This window comes from Anatilimnocola aggregata (genome assembly GCF_007747655.1).
GTDB lineage: Bacteria > Planctomycetota > Planctomycetia > Pirellulales > Pirellulaceae > Anatilimnocola > Anatilimnocola aggregata.
This window is the reverse complement of the sequence record NZ_CP036274.1, coordinates 7,919,659-7,946,215: the sequence shown is the minus strand read 5'-3', so window position 1 is coordinate 7,946,215 and position 26,557 is coordinate 7,919,659. Positions and strand designations below refer to the sequence as shown.

22 protein-coding genes are annotated in these 26,557 nt (G+C 58.4%); 2 read left to right on the top strand and 20 right to left on the bottom strand.

Annotation, left to right across the window (positions count from 1 at the left end; all coding sequences use genetic code 11):
• Positions 1 to 25: 25 nt before the first annotated feature.
• Positions 26 to 2,257 carry an HlyD family efflux transporter periplasmic adaptor subunit gene (locus tag ETAA8_RS30245; RefSeq protein WP_202921355.1) on the top strand — a complete coding sequence of 744 codons (2,232 nt, stop codon included), beginning with the start codon at positions 26 to 28 and terminating at the stop codon, positions 2,255 to 2,257.
• A gap of 9 nt (positions 2,258 to 2,266) precedes the next feature.
• Here ETAA8_RS30245 and ETAA8_RS30240 read toward each other — a convergent pair whose 3' ends face one another.
• The 20 genes from ETAA8_RS30240 to ETAA8_RS30145 all read right to left on the bottom strand — a co-directional run bounded on the left by ETAA8_RS30240 (position 2,267) and on the right by ETAA8_RS30145 (position 23,744).
• A complete protein-coding gene (locus ETAA8_RS30240; protein WP_202921354.1) occupies positions 2,267 to 3,724 on the bottom strand; it encodes a tetratricopeptide repeat protein in 1,458 nt (485 codons plus the stop codon).
• Positions 3,725 to 3,976: 252 nt separating this feature from the next.
• Positions 3,977 to 4,654: a hypothetical protein gene (locus tag ETAA8_RS30235; protein WP_145097839.1), complete on the bottom strand. Its 678-nt coding sequence runs from the start codon at positions 4,652 to 4,654 to the stop codon at positions 3,977 to 3,979.
• A 43-nt stretch (positions 4,655 to 4,697) separates the two neighbouring features.
• A complete protein-coding gene (locus tag ETAA8_RS30230; protein ID WP_145097836.1) occupies positions 4,698 to 5,936 on the bottom strand; it encodes a PQQ-binding-like beta-propeller repeat protein in 1,239 nt (412 codons plus the stop codon).
• A gap of 12 nt (positions 5,937 to 5,948) precedes the next feature.
• Positions 5,949 to 7,031 carry an LOG family protein gene (locus tag ETAA8_RS30225; RefSeq protein ID WP_145097833.1) on the bottom strand — a complete coding sequence of 361 codons (1,083 nt, stop codon included), beginning with the start codon at positions 7,029 to 7,031 and terminating at the stop codon, positions 5,949 to 5,951.
• A gap of 159 nt (positions 7,032 to 7,190) precedes the next feature.
• A complete protein-coding gene (locus ETAA8_RS30220) occupies positions 7,191 to 8,102 on the bottom strand; it encodes a phosphatidate cytidylyltransferase (RefSeq protein WP_145097830.1) in 912 nt (303 codons plus the stop codon).
• An 11-nt stretch (positions 8,103 to 8,113) separates the two neighbouring features.
• Positions 8,114 to 8,869, bottom strand: a complete 756-nt coding sequence (locus ETAA8_RS30215; protein ID WP_261343584.1) for an isoprenyl transferase — start codon at positions 8,867 to 8,869, stop codon at positions 8,114 to 8,116.
• A gap of 57 nt (positions 8,870 to 8,926) precedes the next feature.
• Positions 8,927 to 9,874 carry a hypothetical protein gene (locus ETAA8_RS30210; protein WP_145097825.1) on the bottom strand — a complete coding sequence of 316 codons (948 nt, stop codon included), beginning with the start codon at positions 9,872 to 9,874 and terminating at the stop codon, positions 8,927 to 8,929.
• A 46-nt stretch (positions 9,875 to 9,920) separates the two neighbouring features.
• Positions 9,921 to 10,511, bottom strand: a complete 591-nt coding sequence (locus ETAA8_RS30205; protein WP_145097822.1) for a YceI family protein — start codon at positions 10,509 to 10,511, stop codon at positions 9,921 to 9,923.
• A gap of 288 nt (positions 10,512 to 10,799) precedes the next feature.
• Positions 10,800 to 12,293, bottom strand: a complete 1,494-nt coding sequence (tssC, locus tag ETAA8_RS30200) for a type VI secretion system contractile sheath large subunit (protein ID WP_145097819.1) — start codon at positions 12,291 to 12,293, stop codon at positions 10,800 to 10,802.
• Positions 12,294 to 12,347: 54 nt separating this feature from the next.
• The gene (gene tssB, locus ETAA8_RS30195) at positions 12,348 to 12,869 is read right to left on the bottom strand and encodes a type VI secretion system contractile sheath small subunit (protein WP_145097817.1); all 522 of its coding nucleotides are present in this window, start codon (positions 12,867 to 12,869) and stop codon (positions 12,348 to 12,350) included.
• 159 nt (positions 12,870 to 13,028) lie between these two features.
• Positions 13,029 to 14,153, bottom strand: coding sequence for a type VI secretion system protein TssA (gene tssA / locus ETAA8_RS30190; RefSeq protein WP_202921353.1), 1,125 nt, complete (start codon positions 14,151 to 14,153; stop codon positions 13,029 to 13,031).
• A 392-nt stretch (positions 14,154 to 14,545) separates the two neighbouring features.
• Entirely contained in the window at positions 14,546 to 15,211 is a 666-nt protein-coding gene (locus ETAA8_RS30185) for an SHD1 domain-containing protein (RefSeq protein WP_145097811.1), read from the bottom strand.
• A gap of 110 nt (positions 15,212 to 15,321) precedes the next feature.
• Entirely contained in the window at positions 15,322 to 16,023 is a 702-nt protein-coding gene (locus ETAA8_RS30180) for a sigma-70 family RNA polymerase sigma factor (protein WP_202921352.1), read from the bottom strand.
• On the bottom strand, positions 16,020 to 16,436 hold the full coding sequence (locus tag ETAA8_RS30175; protein ID WP_145097806.1) for a hypothetical protein: 417 nt from the start codon (positions 16,434 to 16,436) through the stop codon (positions 16,020 to 16,022). Before ETAA8_RS30175 ends, ETAA8_RS30180 begins: the two co-directional genes overlap by 4 nt.
• A gap of 127 nt (positions 16,437 to 16,563) precedes the next feature.
• Positions 16,564 to 18,285 carry a type VI secretion protein IcmF/TssM N-terminal domain-containing protein gene (locus ETAA8_RS30170; protein WP_145097803.1) on the bottom strand — a complete coding sequence of 574 codons (1,722 nt, stop codon included), beginning with the start codon at positions 18,283 to 18,285 and terminating at the stop codon, positions 16,564 to 16,566.
• Between the two features lie 8 nt (positions 18,286 to 18,293).
• Positions 18,294 to 18,947, bottom strand: coding sequence for a DotU family type IV/VI secretion system protein (locus ETAA8_RS30165; protein WP_145097801.1), 654 nt, complete (start codon positions 18,945 to 18,947; stop codon positions 18,294 to 18,296).
• An 87-nt stretch (positions 18,948 to 19,034) separates the two neighbouring features.
• Positions 19,035 to 20,504, bottom strand: a complete 1,470-nt coding sequence (gene tssK, locus ETAA8_RS30160; protein WP_145097798.1) for a type VI secretion system baseplate subunit TssK — start codon at positions 20,502 to 20,504, stop codon at positions 19,035 to 19,037.
• A gap of 398 nt (positions 20,505 to 20,902) precedes the next feature.
• Complete coding sequence (locus ETAA8_RS30155) at positions 20,903 to 21,442, bottom strand: hypothetical protein (protein ID WP_145097795.1); 540 nt, start codon at positions 21,440 to 21,442, stop codon at positions 20,903 to 20,905.
• Between the two features lie 37 nt (positions 21,443 to 21,479).
• Positions 21,480 to 21,941, bottom strand: coding sequence for a GyrI-like domain-containing protein (locus ETAA8_RS30150; RefSeq protein WP_145097792.1), 462 nt, complete (start codon positions 21,939 to 21,941; stop codon positions 21,480 to 21,482).
• Positions 21,942 to 22,454: 513 nt separating this feature from the next.
• On the bottom strand, positions 22,455 to 23,744 hold the full coding sequence (locus ETAA8_RS30145; RefSeq protein WP_145097789.1) for a TIGR03009 domain-containing protein: 1,290 nt from the start codon (positions 23,742 to 23,744) through the stop codon (positions 22,455 to 22,457).
• A gap of 246 nt (positions 23,745 to 23,990) precedes the next feature.
• Here ETAA8_RS30145 and ETAA8_RS30140 point away from each other — a divergent pair, with 246 nt between their 5' ends.
• A complete protein-coding gene (locus ETAA8_RS30140; protein ID WP_145097786.1) occupies positions 23,991 to 26,459 on the top strand; it encodes a TlpA disulfide reductase family protein in 2,469 nt (822 codons plus the stop codon).
• The last annotated feature ends 98 nt before the right edge of the window (positions 26,460 to 26,557 follow it).

Genomic DNA, 26,557 nt, shown 5'->3' with positions numbered 1-26,557 from the left:
ATGGTCCGCACAGCGGACCCTACAAATGCAAACCAATCTCCAGGAACTCTACGCCTCCAGCACCAGCCGAGCGCTGGGTCTGCGAATGCGCGCCGATTTGGAAGTGGTGCAGCAAGCCTGGCAAGGTCGCTCGTGCTGGGTCATCAAAGATCCACTGGCGCTCAAGTACTTTCGCTTTGAAGAAGAAGAGTACTCGCTCCTTACCTGGCTCGATGGTAAGACCAGCCTCGACGAGCTGCGCGAGCGATTCCAGGCACAGTTCTCGCCACAAAAGCTGGCGGTCGCGCAGCTGCAACACTTGCTCACCATGTTGCATCGCAGCAACCTCATCGTCTCGCTGGCCGCGGGACAAGGAGAATCGCTCCGCGAACGGCACGAAACTCGCGAACGAAAGAAATTTTGGGCCACGCTCAGCAATCCGTTGGCCATGCGTTTTCGCGGCATCGATCCCGACCGTTTGCTCACTTTTCTCAATGCGACCTTCGGCTGGCTCTTCTCGCCGCTGGCACTCGTGCTTGGTGTGTGCTTTGCCATGTCGGCGGGGTTGCTGCTCGCAGCGCAGTGGCAAGAGTTCTCCGGTCGGTTGCCGCAGTTCCGCGAGTTCTTCGCCGTCAGCAATTGGTTGTTACTCGCCGTTGTCATGTCGCTGGTGAAAGTGCTGCACGAATTCGGCCACGGAGTGGCCTGTCGTCGCTACGGCGGTCACTCGCACGAGCTAGGCCTGATGCTGCTGGTTTTCACGCCGTGCCTGTATTGCAACGTCACCGATTCGTGGGTGATTCGCAGCAAATGGCGACGGGCGATGATCGGTGCCGCGGGCATGTATATCGAACTTCTGCTCGCGGCAGCCTGCACCTGGATCTGGTGGTTCACGCAGCCCGGGCTGTTGCATCACCTGTGCCTCAACACCATGTTCGTCTGTTCCGTCAGCACACTGATGTTCAACGCCAACCCTCTGATGCGGTACGACGGCTACTACATCCTCTGCGATCTGCTCGAAATTCCCAACCTGCGTCCCAAGGCCAGTGCGCTCGTTAAGAACAAAGCGTCGGCCTGGTTTCTGGGGATGAAAGAAACCGTCGATCCCTTTTTGCCGGTCCGCGGTCAAATCTGGTTCGTCCTGTTTGCTGTCGCCTCGACCTGCTATGGCTGGTTCGTCACCTTCTCGGTGTTGTGGTTCCTCACGCAAGTCTTCAAGCCCTACGGCCTCGCCGTGCTCGGGCAGGGGCTGGTGCTGATATCGCTCGCCACAATGATCCTGCTGCCGCTATGGCGCGTGATTCAACTCTTTCGCATTCCCGGCCGGAGACAACAAATGAAAACCTCGCGAGTCCTCCTGAGCGGCATTGCGCTGGCCGGCCTCGCGGCGGCCATCTTCTGCATTCCGCTGCCGCACAACATCACCTGTGCCGTGCTGTTGCAACCCAAGGGGGCAGAAGCCATTTATGTGGAAGTGCCCGGCGAAGTGGTACACGTGTGGGTCACGCAGGGGCATGTCGAAAAGGATCAACCCTTGATGCAGCTGCGCAATCTCGATGCCGAAATCGCTGCACAAAAGCTGCGAGCCCAGCGCGACGGCCTGATTGCCAAGATCGATGGACTGCGGACGCGAGCACACGTCGACCCGAACGCCTTGCTCGACATCGCCCAAACCGAAGAAGCCCTCAGTACGTTGCAAAAGCAACTGCAGCAGCGCGAAACGGAACTGCGCAAGATGATCGTCGTCGCGCCGTTCACAGGGCAACTCTTGCCGCCCCCTGAAAAGCAGCCCAGCACCGACAAGGTGACGCTCGCCAGTTGGGCAGGGCGACCGCTGACCGAACGCAATCGGGGCGCATTTCTCGATAAAGGAACGGTGCTTGGCAAGCTCGCGCCGTCGGGCGAGTTCGAAGCGGTCCTTGCCATCGATCAGAATGCCATGGAATTCGTTCGTCCCGGACAGGCCGTCGATTTAATTCTCGATCAATGGCCCGGTCGCAAACTGGCCGGCCGCATTGAGCACCTCTCTGAACAGCCGTGGAACGCGCTCCCCCCCAGCTTGTCGGCCAAATCAGGCGGCCGCATCGTCACTCGCACCGGTCCCAACGGTGCCGAGCATCCGGTCTCCGAAACGTTTCAGGCCAGCGTACCCCTAAGCGACACCGACGATCGCTGGATCGCCGAAGGAACGGGCCAGGCCCGCATTCACGCCGGCACTCTCACCCTGGCCCAACATGCCTGGCGCATGATCTGCCGCACGTTCCGGTTTCAACTGTAGACCGACATCTTACGCCGTCGGTGTGCTGCTGGTGACGCGTCGATCGCCGCTAGTGGGTGGCATCGCGTTAGTGCCTGGCGCGGGCAAAATGCTTTGCAGCATGGCAGCTGCGTCGCGATAGCGCGGATCGATGCGCAGCAATTCTTTCAGATAGCGAACTGCCGCTTTGAGCAGCTTCATGCGCGTGGCGAGCAGGCTCAATTGATAAAGGGCCTGCTTGCGAAAGTGTGCCTGTTCGGCGAGCGCGGTATCGGCTGCCTGGCGATAAAAGTGCATCGCCTGGGCCACTTCACCCTGCTGCAGCAGGCATTCACCCAACTCAAACGCCGCTGGCGCTCGCTCTACGGCATCGCCCAGAGCGGCCGTCAAATACTTGATCGCGTCTCGCAACTTCGACGCACGCTTAAGGCGCACGCCCAGTTCGTACTGCAGCGCCAGTTTCTCCGGTTCGCGCTGACTGCGCGAAGTGAAGACGGCAATCTCCAGCCGATCGCGCTCGCGCAGCGCCTGTGCGAGCGCGTTCTGCGTGGCTTCCGACGGATGTTCGTTGGCATCCTGGCGGGCGAGTGCGACGCGTTCTTCCGAGACCTTCATCGCCACGTCTTCCCACAGAGCGACGACGCGCGGATCGTTGTCGGTGGCGGCGCGGCCGCGATTGAGCATTCGCTCGGCATCCTGCTCGCGATTCCGCTCCAAGTAAAGCGGGGCCAGTTGCAGATAATTCTGCGCGTGCGAGGGAAACTCCCGCACGGCCAGTTCCAGTTCTTGTATGAGCGTGCGCGGTACCGGCGCGTTGGTGGTCGTGGGCATCGCCAGCGAACCGAACACGCGGGCAGCGGGCTGGATTTGGTCGGGGCGAACGCGGGGCTTGGGTTCCGCGGCGCGATAATCTTCGCTGCGGCGCTTGAGGCCATTGCGCCGCCGGCTTCGTTCGATGGCCAGCGAAGCAATCGCTCCGGCGGCGCCGGCATCTTCGGGCGAGACCCGTTCGACGGCCATCCAGGTGGTGAGAGCTTCGTCGTAGCGACGCAACTGGGCAAGCAACTTCGCCCGCTGACGGAGCAGATCGGCCTGGTCGGGTGCCAGCGCGATTGCGGCTTCTAAATAGCAGTCGGCCGCTTCAAAGTAGCCGAGCGACGCGGAGGCCGTGGCCATGGTTTGCAGCAGCGGCACGCGGCGCGGGAATTCATTCAGCAGCGGAATGCCGCGCTGCAGAACCTGGTCCCATTCTTCGTTGGTGGCCAGACTGGCGAGTGCGGCGAAGGGAGCGGAGCGGACATCGAGAGGCTGAGGAACGGGCGCGCGCGACAACGCTAACAGCCAGGAATCGACGAAGTCGGAATTCGCCGGTTCACCGCTGACGCATTCGGCAAAGATTGCCGCCGCTTCGCTAAATTGGCCAGCAGCCACCAGTCGATTCGCTTGTTCGAATCGCGTGCGGATGGCTCGCGCGCCTGAATCATCCATACCAGTGCCTAAAAAGGAGGGTGAACAATCAGCGGACAGGGAGGTAATACTTGGGTTCATCCCAGCACTTCGCTACTTGCTCAACGTTCTATTGTTCTCTGTATTGCGTTACCCGCCAATAGTTTTGGGACGAATCGCGAGCAGAATCCGCAACTTCCTGCGCCACCGCTAGCGATTTGGCGGATTACCGCGGCAGCAGACACGGCGTGCTAGTGCGGGAGGACGGGTGATTCGCTGAGATTAAACCGCGAACTAGGTTGCTTGCTGGCTGTCCGTTGCGGTCGGCTCCGGGCTCGGTGATTTTCCGGTTGGAGTCTTCCTAAATTTTCGCGAGAGGTAATAAGCCACTAGGACAATGCCAACGACTCCAGTTACTTGGCCCATTCGATAGGAATACTCGCGCGCTCTGACTTCATCCGGTAGTAGCTGTGCGTCGATTGCCGCCCTGTTAGGTGGCACTGAAATTGCCAATGACTTAATAAAAAGATTAGTCGCCTCGGTGTCGAGATCGCCGTTGGTCGTAACCGTCAGCAGCGTATAGACAGCGTCCTCATGACGGACCATCGCTTGTGTGCTTTCCAGGATCGGACCTTTAGCCGACATGTTCCACACTTCGTGCCCGGCGACGTTTGTCGCTGGTGAGCGGCTTACCTTGGCACCGATTTGCTCTGCAAACCCTTTCTCAACCGAGTCCTGCAATAGCTTCATCTTGAGTGGAATGGGCAATTTACTAACGCCGAATCTCGTCGACTCATCCTGAGAGACCCACAACACAAGCAGAGGTTCCGGTGGCTTCGGAAATTCTTGAAATTGCTTCGTGTCAGGAATTGCAACCGTCAGGAAACCATCGGGCGATGTCCAGGTTTGAGCCTTCACCAGCCCAGGGAGTGCCAGCAACAGCGAACTGGCGATAAGCACGCGAAGCGTCATGATCGGACTCCAACAAACTTGGCAAGGTTGGTTGCGGCAGCTACTACTCTCCCACGCGCACGCAAATCAGCTTGCCTTGGCCATTCTCGGTGGTGCGGGTGAAGAAGCAGCCTTGCGAGAGGGCTGGAATGGCGCGGGTCTTGTCGGCGGCAATCGAGGCGCGGCCCAGTTCGCGATAAGCGGTTGAATCAGCTGCGGCAAGGATCAGTTCGCCATTGAGCTTGGCAAGCAGGATTTTATCGCCAGCGAGAATTAGATGCGCGATGCCAAAGCTGGGCTTCTCCCAGGCGAGCTTGCCGGTCTTGGCTTCGATGCAGCGGAACGCGCCGGGGGTATTCGAGTCTTCGCGACCATGAATGCCGTAGAGGTAACCCTTGTGATAAATGGGTGTCACATACTGGCTGCTGAGCGTGTCGCCGTCGTGCCAACGAACTTCAGCGGGTGACTGAATGGTTGCCAGGACAGCGTCGATATTATAGCTGGCCGTGAGGAAGACCGTTCCATCGAACACGAGCGGCGTCGCAGCGTTCACGGTCGGTCCGCGGGCACCAAAGGGAAGAAGTTTGCTGGTGGTGCCAGTAACGGGATCGACGAGCAGGGCATTGAGGCGAGTGACGAACAGCGCTTGTGGTTTGCCGGCAATCGTTACGGTTGTAGGTGACGAATAGCTGGTTCCTTCTTCGGTTCCTTGCCACACCGTCTTACCGGTTTTGGCATCCACGCCCACAAGCCCCGCCTTGTTGCCGCCAACGTTGCAAATGACGCGGTCCCCAATCACCAGCGGGGTGCTACCGGCACCGAAATAATTTTCATCGCCGCCGTAATCGGCAAACAGACTGCGCGACCAGCGCTCTTTGCCGTTCGTCAGGTCCACACAGTGCAAGTCACCGGCAGCGCCAAAGACATACACCGAATCGCCCGCGACCACCGGCACACAGCGGGGGCCAGTATCGGAATCAATACCGCCGCGGTACGTAGCGAGGAAGGCAGTTCGCCAGATCAACTTGCCCGTGGTCAGATCGACCGACTCGACGATCTCTTCATCGTCGCGTCGATGAAACACAATCACTTGCTTGCCGACAATCGCCGGGCCAGCATATCCACTGCCGAGCGAGTAGGTCCAAGCGGGCTTCAGACCCGCCGCCGGCCATTTTTCTGCGAGCTTTTCTCCATCGGCATGGCCGTCTCGATTGGGACCGAGGATTTGAGGCCAATCGCCAGCGTGAAGTGCGGAAACAACGACGAGCAACAGCAGCAGCGAGAGGCCACGGTGGATGAGCATGGTGCGAGTTCTCTATTTATTGCCGAAGCGACTGGGGGCAAGGCGGCCGAGGTTGATGGTGTCGATGAGGAACCGGAGGCGGCCGAAGTTGCGACGATTGAATGTAAAGACCAGCCGCGCTTTTTGCGCCAGATCGGGCTCATCCTTCTCGGCGGGGAGTGCGTCCCGCTGGGTGAAGGTCCCTTCGGCGAGAATGTCTTTGAAGTTCGCTTGAATGGCTTCGAGCAGCGCGGGCTCGAGCGGTTCGTTCAGGCGAAACACGAGTTCTCGCTTCACGTACCGCATGCTGTGATAAACCTTGAAGAAGTTGAGGACTTCTTGCAGGGCCACTTCGTAGCTATCGCAGACGGTGTAGAGATACTGATCTTCCGGCGAGATCAGGCGATTGCCGAGCAAGTGGCTTTTGAGGAATTGATCGAGGTCCGCCCAGTACTTGCCCCCCGGAGGGTCGAGCAGCACGACGGGAACCATATCGCGCTTGCCAGTTTGCAGCAGCGTGATGACTTCCATCGCTTCGTCGAGCGTCCCAAAGCCGCCGGGCAGACAGACCACCGCATCGCACTCCTTCACGAACATCAGTTTGCGCGTGAAGAAGTACTTCATGTGGACCAGCTTGTGATCGTCGCGAATCACGGGATTGGCCTGCTGCTCGAAGGGGAGCATGATGTTGAGCCCCATCGAGTGCTCGCGACCGGCACCTTGGTGCCCCGCCTCCATAATGCCCGCTGCAGCGCCGGTCACCACCAGCCAGTCGTTCTCGGCAAAGACGCGCCCCAGATGAACGGCCTCTTGATAGGCGGGCTCTTCCGGCTTGGTGCGGGCCGAACCGAATACGGTTACTTTTCGCCGCTTGCGATAAGGAGCAAACACCTTGAATGCATAGCGCAACTCGCGCAGCGTGCGACTGATGAGTTTTAAGTCGCCGCGACTGCTGCCGTCGGCTGCCATCTTGTCCGCTGATTCCTTGATGGTTTGAATCAGGTCTTCGATATGCTTCAGACGGTCGTCATCGTTCCCCATCGCGGCCCCGTCGGGATTGAACCGCGGAATCACCGGATCGGGTACGAGTTCACCTTCATTGTCAGTCACAAGCATGTACTCCGTTGCTGGGCATGGGGTGATTATAAGGGAGGAAGGGAGGAAGGGAGGAAGGGAAGTAGAAATCGCTGGAGAGCAGGTAGAGATTCGGTAGTTTCGCTTCCGTTTTAGTTTTTTCCCTTCAATCCCTTGGTCTCTTCCACCCTTCATCCCTGCTCACCTCACCCAGCCCATATGCCAAAACAAAAACGCCACCGGCGCGGCGATCAACAGGCTGTCGATGATATCGAGCACGCCGCCGAGACCAGGGAGCCAGGTGCTGCTGTCTTTGCGATTCATATCGCGCTTGAGGAGCGATTCGGCCAGGTCGCCGTGCATCCCCGCGAGGGTCAGGGCGAAGCCATAGAGCAGAATCGCCACGAGTGAATTGGAGGCTGGGCCAGTGGCCGAGGCTGGCGTAATCGCTGGCTGCAAGTAGGTGAAGCTAAGCCAACTAGCCGCGCAGCCGGCAAGCAACCCTCCAACGGCACCTTGCCAGGTTTTGCCCGGGCTGAGCAGCGGCGTCATCTTGTGGCGACCAAACAGGCGGCCAAACGTGTAGGCACCGGTATCGGCAAATTTCACGACGATCGGAATGGAGAGGAACGCGAACGTGCCGTGATCGAGTCGTTGCCAGGCCAGAAACATCATCAACCCGCCGACATAGATCATCGCGAAGATCGACAGCGCCGCGTTGACGATCGCTCCTTCCCCTGCCTTGCGAAACCGCCACATCTCGCCGCCAAACGCCAGAATCACGCCACCGGCGACGGCCAGCATGGGCCAGCCTTCCCAGGCGGGATAGTTCGGCGTCAAGTGAAACTGAAAACTCAACTCCTTGATCAGTTTCTCGGCACCAGCCACGGCAATGCCCAAACTGCCGACATAAGTCACCCATTCCACGGGGCGATGATTTTGGTTCCGCAGCAGCGAGATGACTTCTTCCGTTGCCAGCACCGTGACAATGAGCAGCATCGGCAACAGCCAGACGCCGGGTATGCCCAGTCCCACTTCGCGATGGTCGAGCGCGATGAGGGCGAGCATCACGGCAATGATGATGAAGGAGGAAAGCAAACGCCAACGCAGCACGGCCGACCCTTTCAGCTCTTGAGCCCGCCGAAGCGGCGATCGCGCCCAGCGAAATCGCGCAGGGCTTGATGCAGGTCGGCAATCTCGAACTCGGGCCAACAGCGCTCGGTCACCCACAACTCGGCATAGCTAATTTGCCACAGCAGATAATTGCTGATTCGCATTTCTCCAGCCGTGCGAATGAGCAAATCGGGATCGGGCATTCCCCGCGTATACAAATGGTCGGAAATCGTCTGCTCGTCGATTTGATCGACCTGCAGGTGACCATCCCTCACTGCCCGCGCGATTGCCCGCGTGGCGTCGACAATCTCGAGCCGACTGCCGTAATTAATGGCCAGGCATAACCGCGTGCCATTGTTGGCAGCACTCAGGCGCACGGTTTCGTCCATTTCACGGAGCGTGGCTTCCGGAATTCCTTCGCGGCGGCCAATGATCGAAACGACGATGTTTTGTCGCAAGATCGTGGCCCGTTCCTCAATCATGTACTGCTCGAGCAGATGCATGAGAAAATCGAGTTCCCGCTGCGGTCGCTTCCAGTTTTCGCTCGACAGGCAAAAGAGGGTGAGTTGCTGCAGATGCAGCCGGGCAGCTTCTTCGACCGTCTGCCGCACGCTGTTGACGCCGCGACGGTGCCCCTCGATGCGGGGTAAGTTCCGCCGCTGAGCCCACCGACCGTTGCCGTCCATAATCACAGCGACATGCCGCGGCCGGCGTTCGGGCGGCACTTCAAAAGCCTGATCGGTGGTAAGCGTGGCAGATTGGGACACGGGTAGTGGCAAGAAAAGGCATCAAAGCTGGTAAGCAAGTCAGCCCTCAAAATACCATTAGCCGCGCGCGACGAACACTGCCGAAGGGGGTGACGGTGGGGAACTACTCCACTCGTTAGCAGAATCGACCGGCGTGGCCATTGCATTCATCGCCGAGATTCCGACGACCACCAGCGGAATGACCGCCACCGCAAATGTCTGGGCCAGAACTGCCTGAATGCCAGTTAAGCGAGCCAACGGGCCGACCACAAAGAGCCAGAGCGCCAGTGGCGCTGCCGGAACAGCGAGCAGCCAATAGACGGGCCTGGTGGGTTCAATGGCACCCACGAAGGCGCTACCACCGGCAATCAACACATAGACCGGGATTAGCGCGGCAGTCGCCCAAGCCAACGATTCGGTGGCATTCGCCTCTGGCTGCGGCCACAGGCGTGCTTGGAGCAAGAGGGCAACCCAACAAGCCACGATGGCAGGCGCCACGATGACTGCTACCTGCCCATATTTGGCCACTTCAATAAACACCACCAGCGCTGTCGATGCCGCGCAAGCGGCCAGCAGAAAAAGGAACAGCCGGCCGCGCAAACGGGCAGGCAGCATGACCAAAAACAGGCTGATTCCCGCGATGTAGGCCGTTACCAGAGGAATCATGCCGAGGCGTGTGGGCTGGACCCAACTGGGAACAATCAGCCACGCGGTGAGCAGGCCGAGTGCGCAGTACAACAGCCCGCTGCTCCAGGCCGGCCACCGACCGGCACCGATCACACAGCCGACGAATGCTGCCGAAAATGCCAGGTGAGGCAGCCATTGCCAGTGCCGCTCGGGCACGAGTGGTGCCCATTCGGGTAGCAGGGCGTATCCCACGAAGAACCCAGCCGCGACACCCACTGCGAACGAGCAGCCCGCACCGATGGTGGTGGGCAACAACCGCCGCAGTGTAATGGCGACGATCACTGCTGTGATCGCGGGGATCACAGCAGAGTAAAGCAGGAACTCAAGCAACTCGAGCATGGCAGGTGCTGACTTTCACTCGGGCCTTCGACATCGAACAAGATGCTTACTGAGCAACTGTCTTCTCGCCCACGACGACCGTCAGCGAGACCTTGTCGTCGACTTTGCCAGCACCATAGGTCATGCCGAACTCGCTCCGCTGAATGGCGAATTCACTCGTCAGCGTTACGCCTTCTGCAGTCACCGCAGTGGTCGCAGGAAAGCTGATTTCTTTGGTCACGCCGTGGAGCGTCAACTTACCGGTGACCGTGGCCGTGCCCGCTTTGCCGGGTGTGACCTTGGTCGATTCGAACTTGGCCGTGGGATACTCGCGCACTTCGAAAAAGTCGGGGTTCTTCAGGTGATCGGTCAGCTTAGGAATGGGCGTGAAGAGCGAACTGGTATCGATCTCGGCCGTGATGCCGGTCAAGCTCTTGGTCGTTGGATCGACCTTCACCTGCCCGGTGAATTTGGCAAAGCCACCAACTCGTGGGTCGGGCTTATCGCCCGAGTGCGTACCGACAAACGTAATCTTCGAATTCGCTGCCGAAATGGTCGCCACGCCCTTATTCAGAGGGACTGCTTCCGCAGCGATCGTCACGCTCGCCAGGCCCAACATCAATCCCAGGGCCGCCAACAAACCAAATACGATTCGCATACCAATTCTCCTTGCAGGAAATGAACCAACGGACTTCTTCAGGCTCCGCCTCTAGCCACAACGTACCAGAGCCTGGCCAGCTAGCAAATCGGCGACACCGCCGCGGCTCGCCGGAACATACGAACATCTACCGGCGTCCGCGCCGAGCCTTACAGACAAAATCTTCCATCCCGCAATTCGCTTTCCCCGCTTCGCCCGCAGCCTCTTTCCTCAAACGCCAAATAAAAACGGGCCGGAGGTTAGTCCGGCCCGCGAGGGATTTTTAATCAGGCTGCTAGCGCGAAAGGACTAACCACCCTTGGGCGGAGGGAGTTGAGCCACGAGACGCATGCTGACGTTCAGAGCGTCCAGTTGGAAGTGCGGACGGAGGTAAGCAACGGCCTCGTATTGGCCGGGGCGACCGGGGATTTCACGCACGTCGACGCGGGCTTCGGCCAGCGGCATCTTGGCCAGCGATTCCTGGTTGGCGGTTTCTGGATTGGGGTGTTTGTAGGTCTCAATCCATTCGTTCAGCCAGTTTTCGCAAGCCTTGCGGCTCATGAAGCTGCCGATTTTGTCGCGGGCCATCGCCTTCAAGTAGTGAGCAAAGCGCGAGACGCACAGCATGTACTGCAGTTGCGTCGACAGACGAGCATTCGCGTTAGCGGTATCCTTGTTATAGAGCTTCGGCTTCTGGGCCGATTGAGCGGCAAAGAAGGCGGCGTAGTCGCGCCCCTTGCAATGCACAAGCGGAATGAAGCCGAGGTCGGCAAATTCCTTTTCGCGACGATCGGTGATCGCCACTTCGGTCGGGCACTTGAGGGCGACATCGCCTTCGTCGGTCTTGAACGTGTGAGTCGGCAGGCCTTCGACCAGACCGCCACCTTCCACGCCGCGGATCGACGCGAGCCAGCCGCACTTGGCGAACGAATCGGTGATCCGCGTTCCCAGAGCGTAGGCTGCGTTGCCCCACAGATACTTCTTGTGGTCGCGACCGTCGACGTCTTCTTCGTAGTTGAAGGTTTCGACGCGTTTGGTCTTCGCACCGTAAGGCATCCGCATCAAGATGTGCGGTAAGCAGAGGCCGACGTAACGCGAGTCTTCCGATTCGCGGAACGACTTCCACTTGGCGTACTCGACGTTGTCGAAAATCTTCGCCAGATCGCGCTTCGAGTCGATCTCGGTGAAGCTTTCGAGGTCGAACAGGTTGGCTCCCGCAGCGGTGAAGAATGGCGCGTGTGCGGCGGCAGCCACCTGGCCGACCCGTTCGAGCAGCGACATGTCTTCAGGATGGTTGGTGAACTCATAGTCGCCGATGAGGCAGCCATAAGGAGCACCACCGAAGGTGCCGTATTCTTCTTCGTAGACCTTCTTGAACAGCACGCTTTGGTCGAACTCGGAGGCCTTTTCGAGGTCCTTGAGCAGATCGCGCTTCGAAGTGTTGAGGACGCGAATCTTGAGCTGAGTGCTGGTTTCAGTCTTGTCGACGAGATAGAACAGCCCGCGCCACGAACCTTCCAGCTTTTGGAATTCTTCGGAGTGCATGATCTCGTTCAACTGGGCCGACAACAGGCGGTCGATTTCGGCAATCCAGTAGTTGATTTGCTTCTCTGCGTCTTTGCTGACGGTGGCCGTGCCCGACATTAGCTGCGAGACGAAGGTCTGCAGCATCTTTTTGGCGTTGTCGAGTTGAACGTCGCTCTTGGGCTTGGTCGCACTGACGACCTGATCGAGAAAGCTGTCTTCGCTGGTGGTCGTGGTTTCTGCTGCTGCGGCAGCAGCTTGGGTTTCTTTGGCAGCCATGAAAAATGAACTCCGAACCGGGTGATGAATGATGAGAAGGGAAACGACGGGGGCTTATTCCGGTTTCTTTTCCCCTTCGACTTTGAGCGACTTGCCGAGCTGTTGTTGCAGCGAGGCGTTTTCGAGCACCTGGTCGAGCAGACCGGCCAGCTTGTCGTTGCCGTCCATCTTCGACTTGAGCATTTCCAGCTGTTGCCGCGCTTCGACCAGCTTGCGCAGAGGTTCGATTTGCTGGACGACGTTTTCGGGCGAGAAATCGTCGAGATGCTTGAAATTGAGTTCGACGTTGAGTTTGCTATCGGCCTTGCCGGAGATTTTGTCGTCGACGCGGAAGGCCAACCGGGGAGCCATCTTGGCCAGCACCGTGTGGAAGTTGTCGCGATCGATTTCGACAAACTTGCGGTCCTTCATTGGCGGCAGGGGTTCGTTGGGCTTGCCGGAGAAATCGCCCATCACACCAACCACGAAGGGAAGTTCCTTCAATTCAATGGCACCATCGGTTTCGACTTCGTACTTAATCTGCACGCGTGGGGGACGGACCCGGTCGAGTTTCTTTTGAACGCTTTCGCCAGCCATAGTTCGCTACCTTTTTGCTAGGACAGTGTGTATTCGTCGATCTGGTGTTTATCGGGATGCGAGCAATTCGCGTGGAACAGAGAGTTTCGCTAGTAGGCGTACAAACAATCCATTTGTTACAGCATTTATTGCCGTGCTGAAATCGGTTAGCTCGGGCAGTTACTCCGAACTGTGCGAGCTGCTGTCTTCGCCGTAACCGTAGGTATCTTCCTTAATGCCCAAGGTGTTGTTGATCAGGGCACGAGCATTTTGGTCCTGTACGAGCTCTAAAAGCAACTTTTCGAACGGCATTTCACTCCAGGCGATGGCCCGTTGAATCAAATACGAGACCGGACTGTGGGGCTCGGCCTGGCGGAGAAAGTCGGCAATTTCGCGCAGTTTTTCCAGTGCTTCGGCCCGCGAACGAACCGGTCCGCTATGCCCATTGTTGCTGCCGGAATATGTCTCGCTGGGGCTCTCGCCAGCGGAACTGGCTTCTTGCGGATCGCTCACTGCAGCTGTCTCCTGCAAGGTGATCTTGCGCTCCTGGCAAATCGTCTCAACGCGATTCTGACATTGTTCGATCGCGGTCCGGACGGCGGAAACAGCAGGTGCCAGGCGACCGAATTGCTCGTCGAGCGCGCTATTGAATGTCTCGAGCGCTTCGCGGGCGGCGCGAATATCTTCGTGCAGTTTGCGAAAGAACGCCGGCGGCGTTTTGTTGACGGCGGTCTCCATTCCCGCGAGAAACGGTTCGGCATCGGCCGAACGATTGACCTTGATGGAGTGCCACAGGTTGTAAGTGACCGGGGTTTTCCTTTCGGCATCGCCCGACATTTCGGCCGGGCGATCGGAGAGCGGAATCTCGCGAACCCAGATCGGCAGCGCGGTATCGCCTAGCAGCCATTCGAGCGGCGCGACGCGCATTTCCAGATCGCCATCGTCGGCCGGCGGAAAGAGACCTTCCCAATGGGTTTGCAACAAGCCCGTGATCAGCTGCAGACCATCGCGCAGCCCGGTAAAGCCATGTTGATTGACCAGGGCTTCGGTCAGCCACGTGGCCAGTTGCAGGTCTTTGCTCTTCGCGCGCAGGAACTCCTGCGACTTAGCGATGATCTGCTTCCACTGACCGGCTTGGGGGCCTTCGCTGCCATCTTCAAAAATGGCCTGGTCCCGTTTGGGTCGCAAGTCGCGGATCAAGTCGTATTCGCGACCCGACGAATAACGGAGATAGGCACCGGTAGGATTGTCTCCTGGAACCGGAGCGAGCAGAACCTCAAAATCCAACAGAGGCGAAGTGGGCATTGGCAAACCAGCTTGAGGAGAAAGGACGCCCCCAACCCTCGCAACCATCCACGCTGCGTCCCCACGACCGTCCGCATACGGCAGCGTGGAAGGTATCTTAGGCGTCAGAATCGGCACTGTAAAGCGAGGCAGGGCAGCTGGTGAAATCCGATCGATCGGCATGCCTGGACAACGCTACGTCACAAGTTGTTTTCCTATGCTCGGCAGAACGAGCAGGCGGACTGCAACTCGATTGAGTCGCAGCTACAAGCGTTTTCGTGCGGCCAATACTCAAAGACGGCCACGCTAGTAGAACAGCGGCAATCCTTACGAGAGGGCAGTTGTTCGCGCGTGTTGTAAGGGTGATCAGGGCTGCAGCGCCGCGGTCTGGCCCGACCAAAAGTAGCGCGCCCTTACTTCGCCTGTTCTTTAATCCACTTGTTGTCTTCAGCCGAGAGTTTGTCGAGTGGCACGGTCAATTCTTTGCCATCGCTCTTCCGCTTCAAAACCACTTTGCCATCGGCGACGGAGACAAACTCCGCCACGACGGAAAAGTTCCCTTCCGCTGCCTTCCAGGTGCGCACAACGGGAACGGCCGGAGCAGCGGGCGCGTCCGGATCGGCACCTTCTGCTTGGACGAATACCGTTTTCGCGGTCGCTGCATCTGCTGGCTTCATCAACACGTTGTTCAGTTGCAGCGGCAGCATGTAGACCACATCCCCCTTTTTAGCACCCATCAATTCCTGTAATTCAATGCAGCCGCCGGGGTAGTCGTCGCTGGATTCATGGATTTTGGTCACTTCCAAGATCACCTCGGGCGGAACAATCTTCACGGCTCCTGTGGCCACTAACTGCGCGAGGGCCGCCAGATCGACCTCCGCTTTCAGTTTGTTGATCTCGGCGACGTGTTTGGCGCTCTTGGCAACGACAGCCCCCAGCGCCTGACCCGAATACTTGTGTCCCACCCGGGGGTAATACTGCTTGATGTCTTGAGTAGGATCTTGGCCCAGCGCGGAAGAATTCGTGGCAATTGCGAGCGAGAGGAAGCTGAAAAGGATTGTGACAGCCAGGCGGTACATGAGACGGTTCCTCTCTTACGCAGCGAAGTCGCAGGATGCGCGATTTTCGGCGAGGAGCGTCGGCCTGTCAAAGGTATTTTGCAGTGGTAACCAAACCAAAATGCACTGCATTACTCGTCCGCAACTTGCATGCGGCGCAGGCCGCGGGCTAATTGACCGAGCGCGCGAGCATGCAAGCGACTGGCCCAGGCCTTACTGATGCCGAGTCGTTCGCCGGCTTCTTTAAGGGTGAGCCCTTCGAAATAGGCGCCCTGCAGTAGCGAGCGCGCTTCTTCCGGAAGTTCGGCAATCAGCGCGTGCAGCTTGTCTTTCAATTCGTCATCGAGCAGGCCCTGAATGGGCGCACGCGCAGCGGTGTCTTCCAAGTGAGGCGACTCGCGCCCATCTTCGGCACTGTGACTGAGCAGAAACACGACGGCCAGCTGCGCGCTCGAATCTTGCAGCCACGAGGCCTGGTCGGACGTGGCGGACGAATTTTCGCCAGCCGAATCGGCAGCATTCGTGGCCAGCGTATCGTTAGCCATCCGTTCGTATTGCTGTCGGCTGGGAGTGAAGCGGCGGAAGAAGGCCATCTGCTGCGTGCCATCAAGAATCGCACCCCGAATGCGATGGTAGGCGAAGGTCGAAAACTGTACCCCACGATCGGCATCAAAATCCTGCGCGGCCTGCATCAACCCCAGTTGGCCGTAGGAGATTAAATCGTCGAGTTCCATGAATGGCGGCAAGCTGCGATGAATACCGCGAGCAATCGCGCGAACCAATCCTTGATTGGCAAAGACCAATTGATCGGATGTCAGGCGGGACGAGGTCATTGCACGGCCTCTCCCAAGCGGGCCCATAGTTCCGCCAAGCGATGCCGCGCAGCGGGATCGGCGAGCACCGATTCGGCGACCCACAGGCTCATGCGCCGCAAGAGCGGTTCGCGCTGGGCAATGGCCGGAAATTGCACGCGCAGGCTGGCGGCGATCAGTTCGATGGCCACCGGATCGAGCGACAGGCTTTCGCCCGGATATTGCCGGGCGACGTCGAGCAGGGCTGCATCCAACTTGGGGTTGAGCTCGCGTGTCGAGGTCAAACCGGCCAGAGTTTGGTTCATTACCTGGCTCAGAAACTCGGGCTCGGCCCCCGCTTCTTCAACGCCCTCTTCATCAGCGGCAGGTTCCGCGGGCTGCGAGGTAACTTCCTCTTCGCGCTCCGGACGCAGCGGGTCAGCAGGATTGGGCATCGGCAGAACCTCTCCAGCCTTTCGCAAACAACCTCACCAAATTAAACAGGCCCTATCGTGTCTAGCCGCGGTGCTGGCGTAAAGGCGACCAGCAACAAAATTCGCCTCAGCGGCGAATTAAGCCAATCTACTTATTCAGGGTCGCGTAAATTACTACCGCAATCAGCGTGAGGACGAGCAGGCCACTCGCCAGCATGCCGAGCCGCGCCCAGCTTTGATAGTTCGCGTCATCACGAATCGCCGACTCGGTCCATTGCAGGTTATCTTGTTCGATGAGGTACAGCTTCTGGTCGAACAGGCTCTTAATGAAGCCAGTCGCACCTTCGACTTCGCCCGTCGCGGCAAAATAGCAACCGCTGAAGAGCATGGGGCGCGAGCCGTCGGTCTCGCGAATATCCTGCAAGGCGAAGGCATCGGTGAGGAAGTATTCCAAGCTTTCGATGAACTTGCCGCGCGTCTTGCAGATCAAGCTATAAAGCTTGTCGTTGCCGGCCTTGTTGTAGCCATCTTCTTCTTTGAACAGGCTGTAGATGTTGTCTTCGAACGCGCCGCAGGCATGCACGGCCATCGATTGCAGCCGTTCGATCGTCGCCGGATTCCACGTTTTAAAGCTGCTACCCAGGCGTTGATCGCGGGCGCGGGTCGAGCCCACGCGGCGAATGAGTTCCAAAAAGCCCCGTTCGTGCTCCATGCCGCCAATCAGCGACACCACCGAACAGCGCAGGCGAGTTCCCATTTGAACCAGGCGCAAGTCTTCGCGCACTGCTTGCGCCAACTGACGGCACTGTTCATCGCCGCGCCGCAGCAGCTGAAAGGGAGTGACCATCAGCACTCCATTGAGCGGGCAAAGCGGTTCGCGGCTCCGAGAGATCAAATGGCAGAGGTACTCGAGCCGTGCTCCTTGATAGGCGGCTTCGGCCTTCGACAGCACCGCCACAGCCGAACCCATCCCGCTTTCCTGCGGCAGCATTGAATGGGAACCGCCGCCACCAGGCATCATCGTGCCGCTCATTTGCGCGCGAGACATCGTGGCACTACTTACCGGTTGGCCAGCACCGCCACCGACAATCGTGCCGCGCATGGGATCTGCTGGAGCACTGCTCCCCACGCTGGTGCCGCGAGAGACATCACCTCCACCGCTACCCCCGCCGCCGTGGCCGCCAAGCATGGTGCCCCGCAGCGAATCGGCCCGCACCGTATCGTCGACCGTGGCGCGCGAGCGAAGCGAATCGGAAAGCCCCAGCAGATGCAATTTACTCGACCGGCAGGCATCGACGGCAAAAATGTAGACCGCGTTTAATCGCTCTTCGCTACCGGAGATTTTTTCGTCGATGGCGGCGTAGAAGTGGATCGGCTTGTTCCCTTCCGGCACACCTTGCACTGCGTATTTGATGCCCGTCGACCGCATCAGCGCTCGCACGTTCCGTTCGTCACGCAGGCCGAGGATCAAAAAGATCGGCGTGTTCGTCAACGAAACGCCCGCTTTTTCCAACTCTTCAACGCCTTCTTTCCAAGCTGCGTCGATATCGGGAAAGCGCGAGACCTGGCCTTCGAGCCAGAAGCGCACAGCCAGGTAAACGACCGGCGGCGTGAGGAAAGTGAGAACCAGCGGCGGAATGAACGACTTGCGCGCCCAGGTGAGAACGTCCGGAGCTTCGCGCCCTTGAAAACCGAGCAGGTAATACGCGGCCGAGAATGCTGTGAATAGCAGCATGAACACGAACACGACGAGCGCCACGCGGGTCGCTACGCTCAAGCTCTTGAGCCAGCGCGGCGCACCCAGGAGCGCTGCGGGCGCAAGGAAAATCAGTTGAAACGGATAGCTGATGATGTCGAGCAACGTGCGCATGACGATTCCTACAGCTTCAGCATGATCCAAATCATGGGCAAGCAGATGGCCGCGACAATCGCGAGCAGCACTGCGGTACCAAGTAACATCTGTTTGCCGTCCAGCGGGGGAGCCACATCGGCTGGCCGACTGGTATCGCTAATGGCAGGGCGCTCTTGCTGCAGCCGAATCGCCTGGGCTTGTCGCTTGGTCCACGACTTCAAATCGGGCGGCAACTGCAACGCATCGATGATTCGCATCCGGTCTTCGGTATTCGCGTTCTCATAGAAACCGCGAAAGCCGAGGATCACGCAGATGTAGAAGACTTCCAACGCGTCTTTATTGGCGAGCATGCCCGCTTCGCGCGCCCGCGCGAAAAAGTCGACGTTGGCCAGGCCTTGGCCGTGGTAATCAATTTCCAGCGAGTTGGCGAGCCACCAATCGCGCCCCTCCCATTCCCGAATCGTTGCCAGTTCCGAGTCGATCCAGGCAACCAGGGCATACTTCGCAAACCGCGACCATTCTTCCGCTTCGCTCAGGTGAGTTCCCGCCGTTTGCAGCAAGCCACTGATGCGCACCTTTTCGTCGGGCGGATTCAATTTCTGGCCACGGTCGATCCGGTCCATCAAATCGAGGACGTAGGCGAACACGGGGTCGACGGCTTTGGCGAAGCGAGGGCTCATAACGGAAAAACCTGATGCAGGGTCGAGATCGCCAAGTCTGGGTTGCAGCTATCACTCACAAGTTGGGAAAATGACTTTCGGCGGCCGTTATTTGAAAGGGGCGACCGCAAACAGTGCAAATTGCAAAATAACGCTCTGACCGCGCACCGAAACGACCAGGTCCCGCTTGCCCTGGAGCGAATCGAGATTACGGATTAAATGGGTATTGAGGCGCATGGCCAGCGATTGTTCTTTATGCACGTACTGCCAGGCTTCGTTGTCCCGCTTTACGGCATAGTACAACCACGGACCCTTGGATGGCAAAATTCGCGGCGTTTGCGTCACTTCTTCCAGCCACACGCCGCGGTGAAAATTGCGGCGGTAGAAGTCGACCATCGTCGCACTGCCGAACTTCCAGTCGAGATTCGCCGACCCCGGCTTTAGCAGTTCGCGGCATTCGGTTTCTGAGAGGGAACCCCGATTCACGCCGATGTACCAGTTCCAACCTTCGGCCAGCCATTGCGGTTCCAAGCTGACTTGCAAACCCTGCCCGGAGCCAATGAAATATCGCTGCACAAAGCCCGCTTTGGGGATTGCTTCCAGCAGCGCTTCGATCTGGTCCTTCAACCACTTGAAGACGTAGTACAAATTGTCGTGATCGTAGCGGGGAAATTCCGGCGGCTTACGATTGGGACCGAACGTCGCCAGTTGACCGACGACGCGGCAGAGTTCGACATACGCGGCGTACGGATGAACGCCCGAGGCGAACGTCTGACTGCCGATCACCGAATAGGCTTCGTTCAAGCGCATGAGAATCATCACGCGCTTGATATCAAGCGGATCGGAGGAAGCCAGCGCCACGTCCAAATCGGACAACTGTTCGGCCAGCACGTTAATGCTCTCGCCGATGCGGTCGTATATGACGCGGATGATATCGCGGCTCAGCGGCGGCCACGATTCAATGGCAATCAGCGGCGGAATGTATTCGGCATCAAGTTCCGGTGCGGATGCTTGCCCGCCAGCGCGCTTCACCTGGCCGATGGGGAGCACTTCGTAGCCGGTTAAGTTCTGCGTCGAGAGCATTAACCGAATGTTCAGGCCGCGAAACTCCACTTCCTGATCATTGCCACCTTCGTTTTCGTCTTGAATGCTCTTGAGGTCGATGGCGTAGCGGGCATCGGCCGACTCTTTCGTGCCGGCATTTTTTCGCCCGAGCATCAGCCGGGGCACAGCGAGGAACACGCGCACCTTCGCTTCTTTTTCAAAAGCTTCGGTTAGGTTCACCGTGTCGATGGTCTTGCCGCTGAGCGAATCCTTCAGATCGAGCCGGTCAGGATCTTGCCCGGCTTCCAGATTGACGATGGTGCCGTCTTTGAGGCGCGCCTGTAACAGGGTGATTTGAAACTGGTTGTTGGCGATGGCGGGGCGGCTGACAGAAATGGAACGAACGCCGTAATAATACGGATGGTCGATCTGCTCCGAGACATCAATCAACTCGTTCCAATACCGCTCGGCGGCTTGGAAATGCTGGGGGCGAAGGAACATTCCTTCGTACCAGTAGACCGGTTGATTGCGCATGATGTCAGTTCCTTCCGCCGCTACCACAATAGGCGGCCGCGATTCTGCCGGCCAACGAAAAGGCTCGGGCCAAGGCAAAACGCAGGCGCTGTTGGCAATGTCGGCATCGCTCGGCTAAACAATCCAAGCTCCCGCTCCGCTACCGCACAACCCGTGCGACTGCTGGCAGTGGCTCGAATGCTTGCTTCCGATTTCTCACCCAATTGGCTGATAGCGGCTGCTGCCGGGCAGTGCAGTAACGAGAGCTATCACTTGTTCGCATCACTAATCGCGCGTTGGAGTTACGATAACGATTTGCCGCGCGAATGCAATCCGGCGCAGTAGGGTACTAGGGAACGATCGACTGCCGGAAGCCGTCCACCGGCAACCACGAGTTAGGAACAGGTGGTGCCGCTGCTCTAGGCGTAAAGATCGGCAGATTGTGACATGCTTTTTCGGCAGGGAACGCTTAGGTTCGAGGACGGTTGGCTTGGACTGGGTGCATTGCAAAAAAATGCTACTTCTTCATGAAATAGAAATAATGCCCAGGAAAGCGATTCGTCAAACGCCACCAAGTCATCTGAACCTGGGTACCAAAGTGCGTCCCAGTATTTGACAACGATCTTCCACGTTGACATCGCAGCTACCGTCCCGTTCCACGAGAGGAGTACGCGGCGCTGGAACGAGACTTCGCGCAGATAGAGCCATTTGCGGACCAGTCGAATCTCTTGATCGCTCTGTACATTCGTCGGCATGGAGGCGACATTAGTGAAGTTTCCCTGGGTGAATGGCAGTTCGTTGAACCAGGGTTGGGCGAAGTCAAACAGTCGCTTGGCAGATCCCTCATCAAGAGGCTTGATTTGTTCAAGATGGACCTGCGGCAACACGCGGTACTTCGGATCAGTCAGCCTCCACTGCAGTGAGAACTGCTTCATCGGGATGGTCGTGACATCGAACACTGTTCAGCTGGCTCCATTTGTCTTAACGATTGGTTCTTCAACTCGCCTTAAGCAGACAACAGACTTCCGTGACGATCTGAGTTGGATCGGTATTCCATGCATCTTGCCAGTGACCGTAAATCTCCCAACAGGGTCCTAGCATCGCATGGCCATTTTTCCTACACCACTCCTGCAGTGCCTGATGCGCTTGAGCCAATTGGCCATACGGCCCGTAGTGAGTCGTGCTGGCCACGAGCCCGGCGGGTGTCGCGGAGCGAATGACTTCGCCGTGGCCACCAAAGGTGGCCTCCACTTCGACACCGACTTCCAGGTTGACCACATTGTCTAAGTAAACCGCCACATGTCGACCTGCCCCCGGAATCTGCTGAGCGCGAACCACTTTCCACACCGTGCCGCACGCATCCGGAACCACCTGAGGGAACTGTGCTCTGCTCGCACGCCGCCGCACCACCGCCAACGGGTGACCAGTCTGCTGCTCAAGTCGGATGGCGTATTCCATGGCTGCTGTTTCCGCAGGTAGCTTCTCAGTCCCTAAGTTCCGTACCGCCGATCTTTTTTGCAGGGTGTGGTCCGGGACGACGTGACTCAAACAGAATTTGAGCATGGCGACAGAATACGGAAAATGGCTGTGGCTGCTCGGATCGCCTGGGCCGTATAGCACAAAAATGTTGTTGGCAGATGATTGACAATTGATCAACAGTTGTTAATGATGCAATCAGCTGTTTGGCCGCCCGGCGGAAGTAGCGCGCCTGCGCGGCGGGAGCATTGTGTCGTCGCGAAGAACCGCTTGGCGACGTTCCTAGGAATTCAGAAACGGCGGCGAAGGGTGCCGCCGAGATTAATCAACAAAGAGGATGATTTCAGAATTGGCAAGTTGGGCGCAATTCGTGGCAGCGAAACAGCTTGCAGTTGACGACCGCAAAAGGGGGGTGTTGAACAATGAGCCCGCTGTTGGACGGCAATCGCTCTTTTGTGAAGGCGAATTTAGTCACTTCGCCGCATCACGGTAGCCTTAGCGCTTGGCAGGCACTTGCCCTGGGGGAGGGACAGCAGCGGTGTTCGGTCCTGGCTGCGGTGGACCCTCGGGGTTTTGGACGATCCGCTTCCAACCGGCTGGCGTCTTCACATCGAAGAAATCGCGATGCCAGGGATTGGGAATCGGCAGCCCTAGCGGATTGAGGAGATTGGCAATGGCACTCTCGTCGTTCACGACCCGTTTGTCGAATTTATAGGCAGTGCGATGGGGGTTTTGCGGGCTGAAGTCGCTCTCGAAGATTTGCATGCGAATCGGCAGATAAACTTCGTGATCGAGCACAATCTGCACCATCTTGAAGTTGGCAGCATCCTGGCGCGATTTGGGAACCGCTTCGAGGCAATACTCATTTTTGCTGTCGGCCTGCAGAGGACGAATCCAATAGCGGGCTTTGATGGTCTCGGCTCGGGCACCGAACATGAAAGGCAGCGGACCATCGGCCAGCGCTTTGCCTTGCATCTCGGGCGGCAAGACTTGCTCGATCACTTGCTTGCTGCGCGAGTCGAAGGCGAAAACTCGTTTGCCATCGCAGATCCAATGCTCGCCATTTTCAGCTGGCTGTTTGAAGTAAGTATGCTTCTCGCCGGGCTTGCCCAGCGTGATCGTTTGCAAATCGTCGACCTTGAAGAGTCCTTTGTCCGGCGCAGCATACTTGATGGTCCCCGCGGAGTAGGCGCGAAACGGCAGCGTGTGAAGTTGACCCGACAATTGCAGCCGAGCTGTTTCATTGGGCATGTAGGCCGGATCGTATTCCCATTTTTGAAACTTGCATTCCAGTGTCTTGACCTTGTCGCTCCGTTCTTCCCAGTGCTTCAGCACGCGGTCGACCCACTCCTGTACTTCGGGAGCAAGCGGGTACCATTCGGGCTGCATAGGTCCAGCGGGAACGAGCGCGGCCCTGGGCACGTTGAGCGGATTACCTTGACCAGGGAGAGGTATGCCTTGGCCAGCAGCCGGCTGACGAATGGGTTGCTGCCCACCAGCGGGTTGAACTTGATTTTGGGCGACCGGTTGAATCTGGTTCGGCGCGGCAGATGCAGGATTCGGCCCATAGACCGATTGCCGGGGCTGCGATTGAATTGGCTGCGCCGGCCCCTGAACTGGCAACTGCTGCGGAACCGCTTGAGCGTAGCGCGAAGGGGGATTCGCTTGCGTGGCCGCCGGTTGCTGATTGGTGGGCTGAAAGTTCTGCGCGGCCAGCTGCTGAGCGGACGAAGCCGTAGCGAGCAAAGCGAACAGCGAAATGAATGTACGGGTCGCGTGAGTCATCCGTGACTTCCTGCGAGGGTGCGGGGCGGGCCAGTTGTTGCACGGCGAATGATAACGAAGGAACGGTTTTTCTCAAATGCAGTTTCTTTCATGTTAATACCAATGAAGTCCGCGGTCGCGCTTCGCAGCTAGCACGCCGGCCGCCATCGATCTGAGCTTTCCTGCAATTCGGCCTGCTGCGACAATGAGTGCTTGCCAGCATGCTCGTAGGCAGCGGCGCGAGTTGAAAGGAGTCAGCGGGTGAAGATGAACGTAGTTCGCGGGAAGATGTCGCTCGGCACGGGCCTGACGTTGAGAATCGTCCTGGCAGTGGCAGGGATGCTGGCGCTGAGCGGTTGTACGAATTCAAACAATTCTTCTGCACGAACTGACGATCCTGCGGTTAGCCAGCCTGTTAGCCCGCTGAGTAGCGCGACGGGACCAGCATCGGCCAGCGACATTCTGCAGCAGTTGCTCGCCACCTATCGCGCGGCCAAGTCTTATCAAGATGAGGCCGTCGTCAAGCTCTCTTATAAAGCGAATGGTCAGGAGATGGTGCAGGCCTTTCCGGCCTCTGTCGCTTTTGAGCGGCCCAACAAGGTGGCCCTCGATGTGTATCAGGCCAAGGTCCGCATTGATGGCAAGGAATTCAAGGCGAGCATTCACGATCCCGAAGCGGGCGAAAGTCTCGATGGGCAGGTCGTCGTGCGCAAAGCGCCGGACGTGCTCAAGCTCTCGGAACTGGCCAGCGATCCGCTGTTGTACGACACGCTCGCTGGTCGTCCGCGTCGTCAGCCGATTCAACTGGAACTGCTGCTCGAATCTCGCGGTTTGGCAAATGCCTTTGCGGCCGATGTCGCCTGTCAGTTGCTCGACGATGGTGTGACGCACGGCCGCAGTTGCCGGCGAGTCGCGGTTCCCTCGCCGGGTGGTAACTTTATTTTCTGGGTCGATCGCGAAAACCATTTGCTCCGTCGGCTCGACTATCCGGCTGCGGCGCTGCTGCCCGAAGTGGCTCAAGATCCGGCCGTCAGCGAGTTGCAACTGTGGATCGAAATGCCCGGTGCCATTCTCGATGGGCCGATCGCGGCAAGTCGCTGGCAGCTGTCGGTGCCAGCGCAGGCGAAGATCGTAAAGTCGTTCATACTCCCGCCGCGACCGTTGCCGTCGCAGTTATTTGGTAAGGAGCCGAGCGAGTTCTTCTTCACGACGCTCGACGATAAGCGGCTGACGCAGGCCCAACTCCGGGAAAAAGTAACCGTCCTCTGCTGGTATCACGACAATCCCGCTTGCGAAGCCACACTGCACCAGGTGGCCCTGGCGGCCCGCGAATTCAAAGATCATCCGCAGGTTGACTTTTTAGCTGTGGCTACCGATCCCGCGCAGATTTCCGGCGAGCAGGTCAAGCAAACCTTGCAGGGCTGGCGGGCCGAGTTGCCCGTGGTGCGCGATTTCGATGCCTTTGGAGATAAGGCGTTTCACATTGAGTTCCAGCCCACGGTCGTGGTGCTGGATGCCAAGGGGCGAGTGCAGATTTTTCAATCCGGTGGCAATCCTGAACTGGCCAAGCAGTTGTCCGTCATTGTCGAGCGTCTGCTGAAGGGGAACGATCTGGCCGGAGAAATCGTCGCTCAAGCCGAGAGCGAGCAGAACGAATACAACCAGCTGGTCGCCAGTGGCGGTCGCGAACCAGAGCCCGTTGTCGAATTGGCCGAACCGGTCATTCGCCGCCGCAGCGAACCAAAACACATTCAGTTGCAGCCGGTTTGGAACTGCACCGAACTGAAGAGCCCCGGCAATCTGCTGCTCGTGCCGCCTGTTAATCCAGACGATGAACCGCGGCTGCTCGTCTGCGAAGGTTGGCGGACAATTGCCGAAGTCAGTCTCGCGGGCAAAGTGCTGCGACGATACGAATTGGAACTCGCCGAGCAGGCAGCAGTTACCTGGCTGCGCACGACTGTCGACAAAGCGGGGCAGCGGTACTTTGTCGGCGGTGCTCCCCTCTCGCCACAATGGTATCTATTCGACGACCAGTTCAAACTGCTGCGGGCGTATCCCGAGTCGATGCAGGACACCTTGCGCATTACGGACGTGCAGTTGGCCGATCTCGACGAAGACGGCACGGCCGAAGTCCTGGCGGGGAATGTCGGCTTGCTCGGTTTGCATGCGACGACGTTGCAAGGCGAAGTGAAGTGGCGGAATCGGACTTTTCCCAACGTCATTTCCGTCGCAGTGACCAAGCCCAACGATGTCGGCTCGTGGCAAATTCTCGTCACCGGGGAACAAGGGAGCGTACTGCCGCTCAATCGGTTTGGCCGCGAAGAGCCCGAACGCAAGGTGGCCAACTGGCCGCTGGCCCGCCTGGCGGTCGCAAGCTTTCCCACTCCCACGCAGGCCGCCATGGTGGGAATTTCGAACGATCCGCAAGGAAATCTCGTCGCCGTTGGCCTGACGACGCAACTGCGCGAATGCTGGAATTATCAACTCCCTCCGGGTGCGCATCAGCAGCCCATCGAACCGATCGCTTCGTCGCAAGTGCTCGAGGGACATCAAGGCGAATGGTGGTTTGCAGCCGCGGATGGCAGCGTGCATCTGGTGAGTGAAGATGGCAAATTGCACGACTCGTTTGCGACCGGCAGCGTGCTCAGCGGGCTGGCAGTGGCTAAACTCAGTCAAGGAGGGCTGCTGCTCATCTCGAGTACGAGCGGACTCTCTGCGTCGCAAGTGAAGAAGTAACGATCGTGGTTTGCAGGGGTCGGGAGTCTTTGGCGAAAGGTGACTAACCTCGCTGGAAAGCCTTTTCTCGCTAAAGACTCCCGACCCCAGATACGCCG